Origin of the sequence: Streptomyces sp. NPDC093598, assembly GCF_044764825.1 — a bacterium.
Taxonomy (GTDB): domain Bacteria; phylum Actinomycetota; class Actinomycetes; order Streptomycetales; family Streptomycetaceae; genus Streptomyces.
In genome coordinates this window covers 409,346-424,270 of sequence record NZ_JBIWIV010000002.1, presented here as the reverse complement: position 1 = coordinate 424,270, position 14,925 = coordinate 409,346, and the positions used below count along the sequence as shown (strand labels likewise).

The window sequence follows — 14,925 nt, the reverse complement described above, 5'->3', positions numbered from 1 at the left end:
TTCACGCCGTGTCCGGCCCGCTGGTGTTCAGCGGCGCGGCAGCGTCAGCTCGAACCAGACCGTCTTGCCGGCCTTGGTCCGGCTGGTCCCCCACTCGCGGGACAGGGTGCTGACGAGGCGCAGGCCGCGTCCGAAGTCGTCGAGCGGGCCCGCGTTCAGCAGCGTCGGCAGCTCGTGGTCGTCGTCGTCCACCTCGCACAGCAGGGTGTCGCCACGGACCAGGCGCAGTGCGACGGGGCGGGCGTGGGAGTGCCGTACGGCATTGGTGACGAGTTCGCCGACCATCAGCTCCGCCGGCGGGGCGAGTGGTGCGAGGCCCCAGTCGTGCAGTTGCTCGCGGACCGCCGCGCGGGCCCGGCCCACTTCGGCCGGGTGGAGGGCGAGGCGCCATTCGGCCACGTGGTGCGGCTCGATGCCGCCCAGGCGGGCCATCAGCAGCGCCACGTCGTCCTTGCGTCCGCCGCAGGTGTTCAGGGCGCGGATGATGGTGTCGCAGGCGTCGTCCATGGACGCGGCCGGGTGCGCGGCCGACTCGCAGAGGGCCGCCAGACCCACCCCGATGTCCTCGCCGCGCACCTCGACCAGTCCGTCGGTGCACATCACCAGCCGGTCGCCGGGCTCCACGTGCACGGAGACCGCCTCGAAGGGCACCCCGCCGACGCCGATGGGCGCGCCGGTGGGCAGGTCGAGCAGTTCGCTGCGGCCGTCGTCGGCCCGGACCAGGACGGGCGGGATGTGCCCGGCGTTGGCGAGGTGGAGCTCGCTCCCGATCGGGTCGTAAACCGCGTAGAGGCAGGTCGCGAGGTAGCTGTCGCCGAGGCGCTGGGCGAGGTCGTCGAGGTTGCGCAGCAGTTGGGCGGGCGGCAGGTCGAGCCCGGCCATGGTCTGCACGGCCGTGCGCAACTGTCCCATCATCGCGGCCGAGTTCAGGCCGTGGCCCATCACGTCGCCGACGACGAACGCCGTGCGTCCGCCGTGCAGTTTCACCGCGTCGAACCAGTCACCGCCGACCCTGCCGAGCAGTGTTCCGGGCAGATAGCGGGTGGCGATGTCACAGCCGGTCAGACGGGGCGGGATGTGCGGCAGCATGCTGTCCTGGAGCGTCTCGGCGACGTTCTCCTGGAAGGTGTACATGCGCGCGTTGTCCAGCACCAGGCCCGCCCTGGCGGCGAGTTCGGCGCCGGTCACGCGGTCCATGTCGTTGAAGACCGGCCGCTCGGGGTGGCGCAGCAGGATCATGAACCCCAGGACGACGTTGCGTGCCTTCAGGGGCACGACCAGCATGGAGCGGCCGGTGATGAGCGGCCGGATGTCGCGCTTGTCGAACTGTGCGGCGATGGCGTGCCCCATCTCCTCGCTGATGCGTGGCACGAGGACGGGTTCGCCGCTGGTCATGCACTGGAAGAACGGCGTGTGCGCCGGGAACGGCATGGCCTCGCCGACGGGGACGACGTCGTCCCAGCGGCCGGGTTCGTCGGTGTGCTCGACGGCGACCCGGTGCCACAGGGTGGTCGTGTCGGGCACACCGTCCGCGAACTCCTCTCCCGCGACGACCTGTTCCCGCAGATACGTCCCGGCGACGTCGGTGAAGCGGGGCACGACGGCCCTGCTGACCTCGATGATCGTCCGGGACAGGTCGAGCGAGGTGCCGATGCGGCCGCTGACCTCGTTGAGGAACTCAAGGCGCTCGCGGACGGCGGCGTACTCGAGGTCCTCCCCCTCGTCCCGCAGCTCCTCCGGCACGGGTTCGCCGGCGGCCAGGGCCCGCGCGGCCCGTTCGCGGCGCGCCTTGCGCTCGGCGCGCCGGGCCACGCCCCAGTCGGGGGTGACGGGCACCCGGTCGTTCTGACTGAACTCCAGGACCGGGTACCCGAGTTCGAGGATCTGCGCGACGATCCGGGCGCTCTCGCCGACGCTCATGCTGGGCAGGACCTCGGGGAGCCGGCGGGCGAGGTCTTCCGCGCCGGGCAAGTCGGTGTGCGGCGCGAAGCCGGGCGCGATCCGCTCGAAGGTCCCGTCGCCGGGCCGCAGCCCGTCCGCGTCGGCGGCGAGCACGAGCAGCCGCTCGGGTCCGGGACCGACCAGCGGGTAGGCCCACCACAGGACGTCGGCCCGCTCCCGGTCGGGCGCGGCGAGGCGGGCGCGGCCCGCCGCGGGGTAGGAGAGCCCGCCGTCCAGGGAGGATTCGAGGTCGGGTCCGAGGCCGTCCTCGGCGTGCGGGGCCGGGTCCTGTCCCGCGGGCAGGGCACCGGAGACGGGGAGCAGGTCGAGGGCCGTGCGGCCGATCGCCTCGTCCTTGGGGACGCCGAACAGGCGCCGTGCGCCTCGGCTCCAGTGGGACACGAGGCCGTCGCGGTCGACCACGACGACGGCCAGGGGGACGCGGCCGGGCTCGGCGGGTTCCGTCACCGGGCTTTGCCCGGCACTGTCGGTGCCACGGTCCATGGCCCAGGCCCTCTCTCCCCACGGACGCAAGATCTGTGCCGGCGTCACCACCGTACGGCGCGGGCCGGTGGCGATGTGAGGCATTGCGGGAATTGACCGCGCGGGGTGCGCGCCGGCGTGCGACCCCGCGCGCCGGTGCTGGTTCAGTCCTCGTGGCTCAGCTGGAGATCCCGCTCGGTGCGGCCCCCTCCGGCCACCTGGAGCACGGTGGCGACGGGCGGGTAACCGGCGGCGATGACGGTGTACTCGCCGGAGGACAGGTCGATGAAGCGGAACGTGCCGTCGGGGCCGGTGGTGAGGGTGTCGACCACGTTGCCCGCCACGTCGAGCAGCGTCACGCGCGCGTCCTCCACGGGCCGTCCGCCACCCGCCCGGACGGTACCGCGCAGCACGGCGCCGCCGGCCAGCTCGATGTCCCGGCGGGTCTCGCGGGCGGCCTGGACGGTGACGGGGAGCGCGGCCGGGCGGAAGGCGGGCGCGCCGGCGGCGAGGGTGTACTCCCCGGCGACGAGCTCGGTGATGACGTAGCCGCCCTCCCGGCCGCTGCGGGTGGTGGCCACGACCTCGCCGTGCACGTTGGTGAGCGTGACGGTGGCGTCCCGTACGGGCGTGCCGTCGGCGGTGACCACGCTGCCGACGAGGTTTCCGGCGCCGCCGAGGACGATGTCGAGTTCGACGGGGCGTTCGCCGACGGTCACGGAGACCGCCTGCGGCTGGTGGCCGCCGGCCGCGGCGATCAGGACGTACGAGCCGGGTCCGGGGGTGGCCAGCGCGTAGCGCCCGTCCTCGCCGCTCGCGCCGCGCCCGGTCTGCTGCCCGGTGACGTCGATGAGCGTGAGGGCCGCGCGGGGCACGACGGTCCCGTCGTGGTGCTGCACGGAGCCGCACACGGGGACGCCGAGGGCGTACGCGGCGCGCGCCTGCGGGATCGAGGTGGTCCCCGGCGCCGTGTCCGGGTCGGTGGCGGAGGCGTTGTGGGACACCAGGGGTTTCTCCTTGAGGAAGAAGGCGATGACCAGCCCGAGGGCCAGCACCGGCACCAGGTACAGGAAGATCCGCGGCATGGCGTCGGCGTACGCCCGGATGTAGCCGTCGCGCAGGGCCGGGGGCAGTGCGTGCACGAGTTGCGGGGTGATGGACTCGGGGTCCGGCAGCCCGGTCCCCGCCCGTGCGGGGATGCGCTCGGCGAGGGCGTCGGTGAGCCGGTCGGCGAAAAGGGCGCCGAAGACGGCGGCTCCGACGCTGCCGCCGATCTGCCGGAAGTAGTTGTTGGCGCTGGTGGCGGTCCCGAGATCGGCGGGGCGCACGGAGTTCTGCACGGCGAGGATCAGCACCGGCATCACCATGCCGATGCCGGCGCCGAGGACGGCCATCCAGATGCTGTAGTGCAGCCGGGGCGTGCCGACCTCCAGGCGCGACAGCAGCCACATGCCGGCGACGGAGAGGGCGCCGCCGAGGATCGGGTAGGCCTTGTAGCGGCCGGTGTGGCTGATGAGCTGGCCGGTGATGATCGAGGCGCCGACGATGCCGGCCATCATCGGCAGCATGAGCAGGCCCGATTCGGTGGCGGAGGCCCCGTCGACCATCTGCAGATAGGTCGGCAGATAGGTGGCTGCGCCGAACAGGCCCACTCCGATCACCAGGCCGACCAGACCGGTGACGTTGAAGGCGGAGTCCCTGAACAGCCGCAGCGGCATGAGGGGTTCGGCGGCGAAGCGCTCGGTGACGAGGAAGAGGACGGTGGCCGCCGCCGCTCCGGCCGCGAGGCCGAGGATCGTCCGCGAGTCCCAGGCGTACTCGGTGCCGCCCCAGCTGGTCAGCAGGACCAGGCAGGTGGAGGCGGCGGTCAGCAGCAGCGCGCCGAGGATGTCCAGCCGGGCCTTGGCGGCCGGTTTGGGGAGTTTCAGCGCGACGGCGACGACGGCGAGGGTGACCAGGCCGAAGGGGACGTTGACGTAGAAGCACCAGCGCCAGGAGAGGTGGTCGGTGAAGTAGCCGCCGAGCAGCGGTCCGGCGACGGAGGCCAGGCCGAAGGCGGCGCCGATCAGGCCCATGTGGCGGCCGCGCTGCCGGGGCGGCACGATGTCCGCGATGATCGCCTGGACGCCGATCATGAGGCCGCCCGCGCCGACGCCCTGCACCGCACGGAAGGCGATCAGCTGATCCATGCTCCGCGCCCGTCCCGCGAGCGCGGAGCCGACGACGAAGACGACGATCGCGAACTGGAAGACGCCCTTGCGGCCCAGCAGATCGCCGAGCTTGCCGTAGATCGGCAGCCCGACGGTGGCGGTGAGCAGGTAGGCGGTGATCGCCCAGGACATCCGGTCCAGGCCGTGCAGTTCACCGACGATCTTCGGGAGCGCGGTGGCGACGATCATCTGCTCCAGGGCGGCCAGGAGAAGGGCCAGCATGAGAGCGAAGAAGACCAGCCGCACCCGGCGCGGGCTCGGTCCGGTGTCCGCATCCGGCGGAGGTGCGGGGGTCTCGGGAGGCGCTGCCGCCGGTTCGTCCTGCGCCAGAGTGATCCCGCCCACTCACCGCTCCCCTCGTCGCGCTGCCGCACAATTCCCGCGTAAAAGCGACAACTACGAGCAAGCGCGACGAGTTACGGCACAGGAGCGAGCCGTACGGAGATCACTCGAACCGGTGAGGGGCGCAACGCCCCCTGGGGGTTTGAGCCTTGAGGCGGGCTACTTCTCGACCTCGGCGGCGAGCTTGGTGAGCATCGCGTCGTAGATGCGGCCGAGGCCCTTGGGCGCGAAGGTCTTCTCGAAGAAGCCGCCGATGCCGCCGGCGCCGGTCCAGGTGGTGGTCACCACGACCCGGGACTTGCCCTCACCGGCCGGGGTGACCCGCCAGGTGGTGACCATGGAGGAGTTGCGGTCCTTCTCGACCAGCTCGCCGTCGGTGGGCTCGCTGACCTCCAGGAGGCAGTCGCGCACGCGCTTGCTGGTGGCCTGGAGCTTCCAGTGGACGAGGGTGCCCTCGCCGTCGCCGCCCTCCCGGACCTCGTACTCGCTGAACTGCTCGGGCAGCAGCTTCGCGCGGGTGCCGCCGTAGTCGGCGAGGGCATCGAACACCGTCTCCGCGTCCGCCGCGACGATCCGCTCCGTAGTGGCCTCGACCTGCGCCATCGCTTTCCTCCAGGACCTGGTTGCTCGGGGGTCGGGGCAAGCCAACCACCCCGCTGCCCGGCCCCCCAAATCGGGGTGCCCAACCCGGTCGCAGGCGTTCGCAAAACACCCTCGCACGATCAGGGGAACATGTGTTCTATTCTGTGGTCAGTGCTACCGAGGAGGCGTCATGCGCTGGGAGAACCTCACAGTGGACTCCGAACACGGCCGGGCCGATGCCGCGCTGTTCGGCGCGGACGCGGTGACCACGCGTACCTTCGACACGCCGGAGTTCCGCGGGATCACCTTCCACGAGATCCGGGCCCGCTCGATCATCAACCGGGTGCCGGCGGTCTCACGGATGTCGTTCCAGTGGACGGTCAACCCCTATCGGGGCTGCTCGCACGCGTGCGTGTACTGCTTCGCGCGCAAGACGCACAGCTACCTGGACCTCGACACCGGCCTCGGCTTCGACAGCCAGATCGTGGTCAAGATCAACGCACCGGAGCTGCTGCGCCGGCAGCTCGGCTCGCGCCGCTGGCAGGGCGAGCACATCGCGATGGGCACCAACGTCGACTGCTACCAGCGCGCCGAGGGCCGCTACCGGCTGATGCCGGGCATCATCTCGGCGCTGCGCGATCACGCGAACCCCTTCTCGATCCTGACCAAGGGCACGCTCATCCTGCGCGACCTGGAGCTGATCAAGCAGGCGGCACAGGTGACCGACGTCGGCGTCTCCGTGTCGGTCGGCTTCATCGACCAGGAGCTCTGGCGCACCGTCGAGCCGGGCACCCCCGCGCCGGAGCGGCGCCTGGAGGTGGTCCGCACCCTGGGCGAACACGGCATCGGCTGCGGGGTGCTGATGGCGCCGGTGATTCCGTTCCTGAGCGACTCGCCCGCCCAACTGCGGTCCACCGTGCGGGCGATCGCGGCCTGCGGTGCCACGTCCGTGACGCCGCTGGTGCTGCATCTGCGGCCCGGCGCCCGTGAGTGGTTCATGGCCTGGCTGGAGCAGCACCATCCGCACCTGGTGGCCCGTTACGAGCGGCTGTACGCGGAGGGCTCGTACGCCCCGAAGTGGTACCAGCGGCGGATCACCCGTCAGGTGCACGAGATGGCCGAGGAGTACGGCATCGGGCCCACGCGCACGGAGCTGCCGCGGCGGATCCGGCCGCCCGAACCGGCCGAGACCCCGACGTCCGAACCGACCCAACTGTCGCTCCTTTAGGAGCATTCGAGCGCATCTCGCGACGCAAACGGGTCAAGTCTTGACAGGAAACGTTCTTCCAGCGCCGGGGGCCGGGACGAATCGGCGAGGACCGTGAGCCCCGCGGTCCGACGCCCCTCCGTCCTGGAAGGCCTCCATGGGAACACGCGCAGCCGTGCTGTGCGGCGCCGCCGCCGTCGCGCTGGCCGGGAGCCTCACGGCCGTGCCCGCCGAGGCGAGCGCACCGCACTCCGCGGGAATCCTTCACGCCGCGAAACCCGGCTGGAAGAAGTGCGGCACCACCGACCATCCGACGCTCCAGTGCGCGTCCCTCAAGGTGCCGCTGGACCACGCGAACCCGGACGGCCGGCGGATCACCCTCGCGCTGTCCCGCGTCCCGCACACCGCCGAGAGGTTCCAGGGCCCGCTTCTGGTGAACCCCGGCGGCCCCGGCGGCGACGGTCTGACGCTCGCCGGATTCGTCGCCGGGGCGCTGCCCAAGAAGGTCGCGGCCCAGTACGACATCATCGGCTTCGACCCGCGTGGAGTGGGCGGGAGCAGGCCCGCCCTGGACTGCGAGCCCGGCTACTTCGGCCCGGTGCGCCCCGACTCCGTGCCGAGCACGCCCGAGACCGAGCGGGCCAACCTCGCCCGCGTCAAGAACTTCGCCGCCGCCTGCACCAGGAAGTACGGGCACCTGCTGCCGTACATCAACACGATCAGCGCCGCGCACGACATCGAGTGGATCCGCCAGGCCCTGGGAGCGAAGAAGATCAACTACTTCGGCTACTCGTACGGCACCTACCTGGGGGCGGTCTACGCCAAGCTGTACCCGCAGCGGATCCGGCGCCTGGTCCTGGACTCGGTCGTCGACCCCACCGACGTGTGGTACACCGCCAACCTCAACCAGGACCACGCCTTCAACGACCGTCACCGCGCCTTCATGGCCTGGGTCGCCAGGCACGACGCGCGGTACCGGCTCGGCACCGATCCGGAGAGGATCGAAGCCACCTGGTACGCGATGCGGGCGGCCCTGGCCAAGAAGCCCGCGGGCGGCCGGGTGGGCGCCGCGGAGCTCGAGGACACCTTCCTCCCGGGCACCTACTACAACGGCTACTGGCCCGCTCTGGCGGAGGCGTTCGCGGCGTACGTGAACGGCAAGAACACCGAGCCGCTGGTCGAGGCGTACAAGAAGTTCGGCGCGATCGACGCCGCCGACGACAACAGCTACAGCATCTATACGGCGGTGCAGTGCCGGGACGCGTTCTGGCCGCGCGACTGGCACCAGTGGCGCAGGGACAACTGGGCGGCCTACGAGAAGGCCCCGTTCATGACCTGGAACAACGCCTGGTACAACGCGCCGTGCGCGTTCTGGCCGACGGACTCGCTGCGCCCCGTGGACGTGGCGAACGGCAAGCTGCCGCCGGTGCTGCTGTTCCAGGCGACCGGCGACGCGGCCACGCCGTACGAGGGCGGTGTCACCATGCACCGTCTGCTGGCCGGCTCCAGCCTGGTGGTCGAGCAGGGCGGCGGCAACCACGGCGTCACGCTGAGCGGCAACGCCTGCCTGGACAAGCACCTGGCGGCGTACCTGACCGACGGCACCGTGCCGCGCGGCTTCGGCGAGGCGGACGCGGTGTGCGCGGCGCTGCCCGAACCGAAGCCTGCGGCGACGGCCGCGAAGGCGGCGTCGGCCTCCGCGAACGGCTCGGCACTGCACGCCCTGCTCGGTTTCCGCCACTGAGCGGCTGACGACCCGTCGGGGCGGGCGTCGTCAGCGCCATGGTCCACCATGGGCCCATGAGTGACCTGACGAGGATTCCCGCCCCCGACGGCGTGGCAGCGGCGGCCCATTACAGTCATGTCGTCCTAGGCACCGGCCGCTTCGTGGCGATCGCCGGTCAGCTCGCGCTCGACGAACAGCGGCGGCTGGTCGGCGCGGGCGACGCGGCGGCGCAGGCCCGCCAGGTCTTCGAGAACCTCCGGCGCTGCCTGGCGGCCGCCGGCGCGTCCTTCGACGACGTCGTCAAACTCACCTACTTCGTCACGGACATGGCCCATATGCCGGCCATCCGCGCGGCCCGCGCCGAGCACATACCCGACGACCGGCTGCCGGCCGCTTCGGCGGTGCAGGTCGCCGCGCTGGTACGGCCGGAGTTCGTGCTGGAGATCGAGGCGTTCGCGGTGGTCGCGCCATGAGGAGCCTGCGGATACGGGAGATGACGCTCGCCGACTGCGACCGCGTCGCGGAGATCCGCATCGGCGGCTGGCGCAGCGCCTACCAAGGCCTGGTCCCGCAGTCGTACCTGGACGGGCTCAGCGTCGAGGAGGACGCCGAGCGCCGGCGCGGGTACCTCGCGCAGGGCGACGCCGGCGTGGTGAACCTGGTGGCCGAGGACGCCGGCGGCGAGATCGTCGGCTGGGCCTGCCACGGTCCGTACCGGGAGGGCGAAGTCCTCACCGAGGACGCCGAGTTGTACGCCCTCTACGTCCACCCGCGGCGTCTGGGACAGGGCGCGGGGCAGGCGCTGCTCGCCCGGTCGGTCGCGCACTGCTCCGCGGCGGGCCACGGCCGCCTCCTCCTGTGGGTGCTCAAGGAGAACGACCGGGCCCGCCGCTTCTACGAACGGGCCGGCTTCCGGGCGGACGGCGCGGAGGAGCCCTTCGAGGTGGACGGGGTCGCGATCCCCGAGGTGCGGTACGCCAGGCCACTCCCCCGCTGACTCACCTCTGCTTAGGAATGCGCCCCAGCGCCCGCACCGCCGCCTCGGCCAGCGCCGGATGCGCGAGGGCCTCGTTCAGCACGGGCCGGGCCCGGGCGTCGCCCAGCGTGCCGAGACCGTCCACGCAGGCGAGGGCCACGCGGCGGTACGGGTCGTGCGGGCGCAGGCGCCGCCGGAGCGTGGTGATCAGCGCGGGCACCGCTTCCGGGGCGCGCAGTTCGACCAGGAGCCGCACCGGGTGCAGGGCGTAGGCGACCCTCAGTTCGTTGGTGGCGAGGGCGGCGGCCGCGCGGGCGGTACGCGGGTCGCCGAGCCGGGCGAGGGCGTGGGCGGCGGAGACGCAGCGCGGGGGATCACGGTGGTTGAGCAGCAGCACCAGGGCCTCGAAGGCCCGCCGGTCCCGTGCGAGCCCCAGCCGGAACGCGGCCAGCTCCCGCGCCCACAGGTGCTGCCCGGGTTCGGTCAGCACCGCCGCCAGGGCGTCGAGGTCGTCGGTCGCCACGAGCCGCTCGAACGCGGGCGACGCCCCCGCCTCCTGCCGTAAGCGCTCCGTGAGTGATCGCAACTCTTCGTCCATGACTGAGAGGTTAGGGGCGTCGCGAGCCGCGCGGGACGTACATCACAAACACGAGGGCTGGCGCGCTCGTTACCCGCCAGTTAAGCTCAGACGAGCGAGTTACCCACTCGTATCTCCTCGCGGCGGTCTGGTGACGCGGCTGTCGCGATAGTCGGTTCGGTGCCTCAGGTACCGCAGTACGGCTCGGCCCCGGGACAGGGCCGGTCGGAACCGCCGTTCGCCCCGGGCGTGTGCACGCCCGCGGAGGCGGCACCGGGCGTGTGCGCTTCGCAGCCCGGCCAGCACCCGCACTTCCTCACGCACCCGGTGCGCCCGTGGTCCGGCTTGCGCCGGGCCGCCTTCGGCGCACCCGGAGCGCGTTCCCCGTCGTCACCCTCATCCTGGAGTCCCGCGATGGCCACTCCCCTTTCCGACCCGTCCCAGTCCCCGCTGCAGACCGTCGCCGTCGTCGGCCTCGGCACCATGGGCACCGGCATCGCCGAGGTCCTCGCCAAGGCCGGCCGCACCGTCGTCGGCATCGACATCAGCGAGGCCCAGGCCGCGAAGTGCGTCGCCGCCCTGGAGTCCTCCACGGCCCGCGGCGTCGAGCGCGGCCGGCTGACCGAGCAGGAGCGCGCCGACATCCTCGGCCGTGTCCGCACCTGCGCCGACCTGCGCTCGGCGGCCGACGCCGACCTGGTCATCGAGGTGGCCCCGGAGTCCTACGAGGTCAAGCAGCAGATCTTCCGGGAGCTGGACGGGATCGTGCGCCCCGAGACGATCCTGGCGACCGGCACCAACGCCCTGTCCGTGACGCGCCTGGCCGCCGACTCGTCCCGCCCCGAGCGGGTGCTGGGTCTGCACTTCTTCAACCCGGCGCCGGCCATGAAGCTGGTCGAGGTCGTCTCCTCGGTGCTGACCGCGCCGGCCGCCGTCACGGCGGTCACCGACCTCGCGCTCGACCTGGGCAAGGAGCCCGTCGCGGTCGGCGACCGCCCGGGATTCGTCGCCGACGGCCTGCTGTTCGGCTACCTCAACCAGGCGGCCGCGATGTACGAGGCGAAGTACGCCTCCCGGGAGGACATCGACGCCGCGATGCGTCTGGGCTGCGGGCTGCCCATGGGCCCGCTGGCCCTGCTCGACCTGATCGGCGTGGACACCGCGCGCACGGTCCTGGAGGCCATGTACGCCGCCTCCCGCGACCGGCTGCACGCCCCGGCCCCGATCCTCAAGCAGCTGAGCGAGGCGGGTCTGACCGGCCGCAAGACGGGGCGCGGTTTCTACACGTACGAGGCGCCGGGCAGCCCGGTCGTCGTGCGGGACGCGCTGACGCCGCTGGAGGGCGGCGACCTGGTTCCCGGCCGGGAGATCCGCTCGGTCGGTGTCGCGGGCTCGGGCACCATGGCCTCCGGTATCGCCGAGGTCTTCGCCAAGGCCGGGTACGAGGTGGTCATCGCCGCCCGCAGCGAGCAGAAGGCGCAGACGGCGAAGGCCCGGATCGGCAAGTCCCTGGCCCGCTCGGTCGACAAGGGCCGGATGACCGCCGAGGCCGCCGCGCAGACCCTGGACCGGGTCACGCCGACCGGCACGTACGACGACTTCGCCGGCGTCGATCTGGCCGTGGAAGCGGTCGCCGAGGACCTGGAGGTCAAGCGGCAGCTGTTCGCGGCCCTGGACAAGGTCTGCAAGCCGGGCGCGATCCTCGCCACCACCACCTCGTCGCTGCCGGTCGTCGCCTGCGCCCGGGCCACCTCGCGCCCGCAGGACGTGATCGGGATGCACTTCTTCAACCCGGCGCCGGCCATGAAGCTGGTCGAGGTCGTCCGGACGGTGCTGACCGCCGACGACGTGCACGCGACGGTCCGCGAGGTGTGCGCACGGATCAGGAAGCACCCGGTCGACTGCGGTGACCGGGCCGGCTTCATCGTGAACGCGCTGCTGTTCCCGTACCTGAACAACGCGATCAAGATGGTGCAGGAGCACTACGCGACGCTCGACGACATCGACGCGGCGATGAAGCTGGGCGGCGGTTACCCGATGGGCCCCTTCGAGCTGCTGGACGTCGTCGGGCTGGACGTCTCGCTCGCCATCGAGAAGGTCCTGCACCGCGAGTTCCGCGACCCGGGGCTCGCCCCGGCGCCGCTGCTGGAGCACCTGGTGGCCGCGGGCTGCCTCGGCCGCAAGACCGGCCGTGGCTTCCGCGAATATGCCAAGCGCTGAGCGTCCCGGCGACTGGTTCCGGTCCGGCGCGGAGTGGGGCGGCCTGCTCGGCCCGGACCGGTTCCACGCACCAGGCCATGCGCAGCGAGCTGCGCACATGCAGTACGTTCAGGGCATGCCCCAGCCCGCCAAGTCCTCACGTACACCAGTCGCGACCGACGCGCCGGAGAGTGCCGCCGGTTCTCGCGCCGCCGCTCAGCGGCTCAAGATGCGCCGGGAACTGGCGGCCGCCGCGATGGAGCTGTTCGCGACGAAGGGGTACGAGGCGACCACCGTCGACGAGATCGCGGCCCAGGCCGGGGTCGCCCGCCGCACCTTCTTCCGCCACTTCCGCTCCAAGGAAGAGGCGATCTTCCCCGATCACGACGACACTCTGATCCGCGCCGAGGCGGTGCTCAACGCCGCGCCCGCGCACGAGCATCCGCTCGACACGGTGTGCCGCGGCATCAAGGAAGTCATGAGGATGTACGCGGCCCGGCCGGAGATCTCGGTCGCCCGGTACAAACTGACGCGCGAGGTACCCACCCTGCGCGAGGCGGAGATCGCGTCGGTGGCCCGCTACGAGCGCTTGTTCACCCGCTATCTCCTCGGCCACTTCGACGAGCGCGCGCACGCGGACGACGCCAACGACGACCCGCTGCTGGCGGAGGTCGCCGCGTCCGCGGTCGTCACCGCCCACAACCACGTCCTGCGGCGCTGGCTCAGGGCCGGCGCCCAGGGGGACGTGGAGGCGCAGCTGGACCACGCCTTCGCGATCGTGCGCAAGACCTTCGGGTCGGGCATCGGGGCCGGGCGTTCCACGGAACCGCAGCCGGCCGCGGCCACGGCCTCGGCGCAGGGCGAGGTGCTGGTGACCGTCGCCCGCACCGACGCCCCGCTGGACGAGGTCATGCGGACGATCGAGCAGGCGCTCAAGGAGCGCTGAAGTCTCTTTCGCAGTGTGATGACGGCCACCCTTCGGGGTGGCCGTTTTGGCATGTCAGGGGCCGTTTTGCAGGCCCTCCCAGGGGCCGTTCGATCGATCATCGCTCATATGTCACGTAAAGATTTCATCTGAGAGCAAGTTCTGGCACTCAGTGCCTTGCGGGGTGACACGCGGTGTCATACGTTGAAGAGGTCAGGGCGATGTCCCAGCAAGCTCACCCGCCTGCTCGCCCGGGCGCCTGCGTCACAGGCAACCTCCCGCGCCACCCAGCGCTGCCGAAAGCACCACCGCCGAACCGACGGCACACCCTCAACCCTCAGCAGCACCGACGTAACCATCGGCGCCCCTCCCTCAGGGCGCTCACCGCCGGAGGCAATACCGTGACCGTTAAGGACATCCTGGCCGCGATCCAGTCGCCCGACTCCACGTCGGAGGACTTCGCCGCCCTCCCGCTCCCCGAGTCGTACCGCGCGATCACCGTGCACAAGGACGAGACGGAGATGTTCGCGGGCCTCGAGACCCGCGACAAGGACCCCCGCAAGTCGATCCACCTGGACGAGGTGCCGCTGCCCGAGCTCGGCCCTGGCGAGGCCCTGGTGGCCGTCATGGCCTCGTCGGTCAACTACAACTCGGTGTGGACGTCGATCTTCGAGCCGCTGTCGACCTTCGGCTTCCTGGAGCGCTACGGCCGCACCAACGAGCTGGCCAAGCGCCACGACCTGCCGTACCACATCATCGGCTCCGACCTCGCGGGCGTCGTGCTGCGCACCGGCCCGGGCGTCAACGCCTGGCGGCCCGGTGACGAGGTCGTCGCGCACTGCCTGTCCGTCGAGCTGGAGTCCAGCGACGGCCACAACGACACGATGCTCGACCCCGAGCAGCGCATCTGGGGCTTCGAGACCAACTTCGGCGGCCTCGCCGAGATCGCCCTGGTCAAGTCCAACCAGCTGATGCCCAAGCCCGACCACCTCAGCTGGGAGGAGGCCGCCGCCCCCGGCCTGGTCAACTCCACCGCCTACCGGCAGCTGGTCTCCCGCAACGGCGCCGGCATGAAGCAGGGCGACAACGTGCTCATCTGGGGCGCGAGCGGCGGGCTCGGCAGCTACGCCACCCAGTTCGCGCTGGCCGGCGGCGCCAACCCGATCTGTGTCGTCTCCAGCGACCAGAAGGCGGACATCTGCCGCTCGATGGGCGCCGAGGCGATCATCGACCGCAGCGCCGAGGGCTACAAGTTCTGGAAGGACGAGAACACCCAGGACCCCAAGGAGTGGAAGCGCTTCGGCAAGCGCATCCGCGAGCTCACCGGCGGCGAGGACATCGACATCGTCTTCGAGCACCCCGGCCGCGAGACCTTCGGCGCGAGCGTCTTCGTCACCCGCAAGGGCGGCACCATCACCACCTGCGCCTCCACCTCGGGCTACATGCACGAGTACGACAACCGCTACCTGTGGATGTCGCTGAAGCGGATCATCGGCTCGCACTTCGCCAACTACCGCGAGGCCTGGGAGGCCAACCGGCTCATCGCGAAGGGCAAGATCCACCCGACCCTGTCCAAGGTGTACTCCCTCCAGGACACCGGCCAGGCGGCCTACGACGTGCACCGCAACCTCCACCAGGGCAAGGTCGGCGTGCTGTGCATGTCCCCCGAGGAGGGCCTGGGCGTCCGCGACCAGGAGAAGCGGGCCAAGCACATCGACGCCATCAACCGCTTCCGCAACATCTGAGACGTACGGGGG

The 14,925-nt window shown here is 71.6% G+C and carries 11 protein-coding genes; 7 read left to right on the top strand and 4 right to left on the bottom strand.

What is annotated here, in order from left to right:
- Positions 1 to 27 precede the first annotated feature (27 nt).
- The 3 genes from ACIRDU_RS07915 to ACIRDU_RS07905 all read right to left on the bottom strand — a co-directional run bounded on the left by ACIRDU_RS07915 (position 28) and on the right by ACIRDU_RS07905 (position 5,579).
- Positions 28 to 2,445 carry a SpoIIE family protein phosphatase gene (locus tag ACIRDU_RS07915; RefSeq protein WP_403575891.1) on the bottom strand — a complete coding sequence of 806 codons (2,418 nt, stop codon included), beginning with the start codon at positions 2,443 to 2,445 and terminating at the stop codon, positions 28 to 30.
- A gap of 143 nt (positions 2,446 to 2,588) precedes the next feature.
- A complete protein-coding gene (locus ACIRDU_RS07910) occupies positions 2,589 to 4,979 on the bottom strand; it encodes an MFS transporter (RefSeq protein WP_403575889.1) in 2,391 nt (796 codons plus the stop codon).
- Between the two features lie 156 nt (positions 4,980 to 5,135).
- Entirely contained in the window at positions 5,136 to 5,579 is a 444-nt protein-coding gene (locus tag ACIRDU_RS07905; protein ID WP_403575887.1) for an SRPBCC family protein, read from the bottom strand.
- 169 nt (positions 5,580 to 5,748) lie between these two features.
- On the opposite strand from ACIRDU_RS07905, the gene ACIRDU_RS07900 reads away from it, so the two are divergent.
- The 4 genes from ACIRDU_RS07900 (at position 5,749) to ACIRDU_RS07885 (ending at position 9,488) form a co-directional block, all read left to right on the top strand.
- Positions 5,749 to 6,786, top strand: a complete 1,038-nt coding sequence (locus ACIRDU_RS07900; RefSeq protein WP_403575885.1) for an Rv2578c family radical SAM protein — start codon at positions 5,749 to 5,751, stop codon at positions 6,784 to 6,786.
- A gap of 136 nt (positions 6,787 to 6,922) precedes the next feature.
- Positions 6,923 to 8,509 (top strand): alpha/beta hydrolase, encoded by a 1,587-nt coding sequence (locus tag ACIRDU_RS07895; RefSeq protein WP_403575883.1) that lies wholly within the window; start codon positions 6,923 to 6,925, stop codon positions 8,507 to 8,509.
- A 56-nt stretch (positions 8,510 to 8,565) separates the two neighbouring features.
- A complete protein-coding gene (locus ACIRDU_RS07890; protein WP_403575881.1) occupies positions 8,566 to 8,964 on the top strand; it encodes a RidA family protein in 399 nt (132 codons plus the stop codon).
- Positions 8,961 to 9,488: a GNAT family N-acetyltransferase gene (locus tag ACIRDU_RS07885; protein ID WP_403575879.1), complete on the top strand. Its 528-nt coding sequence runs from the start codon at positions 8,961 to 8,963 to the stop codon at positions 9,486 to 9,488. Before ACIRDU_RS07890 ends, ACIRDU_RS07885 begins: the two co-directional genes overlap by 4 nt.
- Position 9,489: 1 nt before the next feature.
- Here the strand turns inward: ACIRDU_RS07885 and ACIRDU_RS07880 are convergent, their stop codons facing one another.
- Positions 9,490 to 10,065, bottom strand: a complete 576-nt coding sequence (locus ACIRDU_RS07880; RefSeq protein WP_403575877.1) for an adenylosuccinate lyase — start codon at positions 10,063 to 10,065, stop codon at positions 9,490 to 9,492.
- A 393-nt stretch (positions 10,066 to 10,458) separates the two neighbouring features.
- On the opposite strand from ACIRDU_RS07880, the gene ACIRDU_RS07875 reads away from it, so the two are divergent.
- From ACIRDU_RS07875 to ccrA, 3 genes are all read left to right on the top strand, one after another.
- A complete protein-coding gene (locus ACIRDU_RS07875; RefSeq protein WP_403575875.1) occupies positions 10,459 to 12,264 on the top strand; it encodes a 3-hydroxyacyl-CoA dehydrogenase family protein in 1,806 nt (601 codons plus the stop codon).
- A 97-nt stretch (positions 12,265 to 12,361) separates the two neighbouring features.
- Positions 12,362 to 13,189 (top strand): TetR family transcriptional regulator, encoded by an 828-nt coding sequence (locus tag ACIRDU_RS07870; protein ID WP_403575873.1) that lies wholly within the window; start codon positions 12,362 to 12,364, stop codon positions 13,187 to 13,189.
- A gap of 380 nt (positions 13,190 to 13,569) precedes the next feature.
- Positions 13,570 to 14,913 carry a crotonyl-CoA carboxylase/reductase gene (gene ccrA, locus ACIRDU_RS07865; RefSeq protein WP_403575871.1) on the top strand — a complete coding sequence of 448 codons (1,344 nt, stop codon included), beginning with the start codon at positions 13,570 to 13,572 and terminating at the stop codon, positions 14,911 to 14,913.
- Positions 14,914 to 14,925 lie beyond the last annotated feature (12 nt).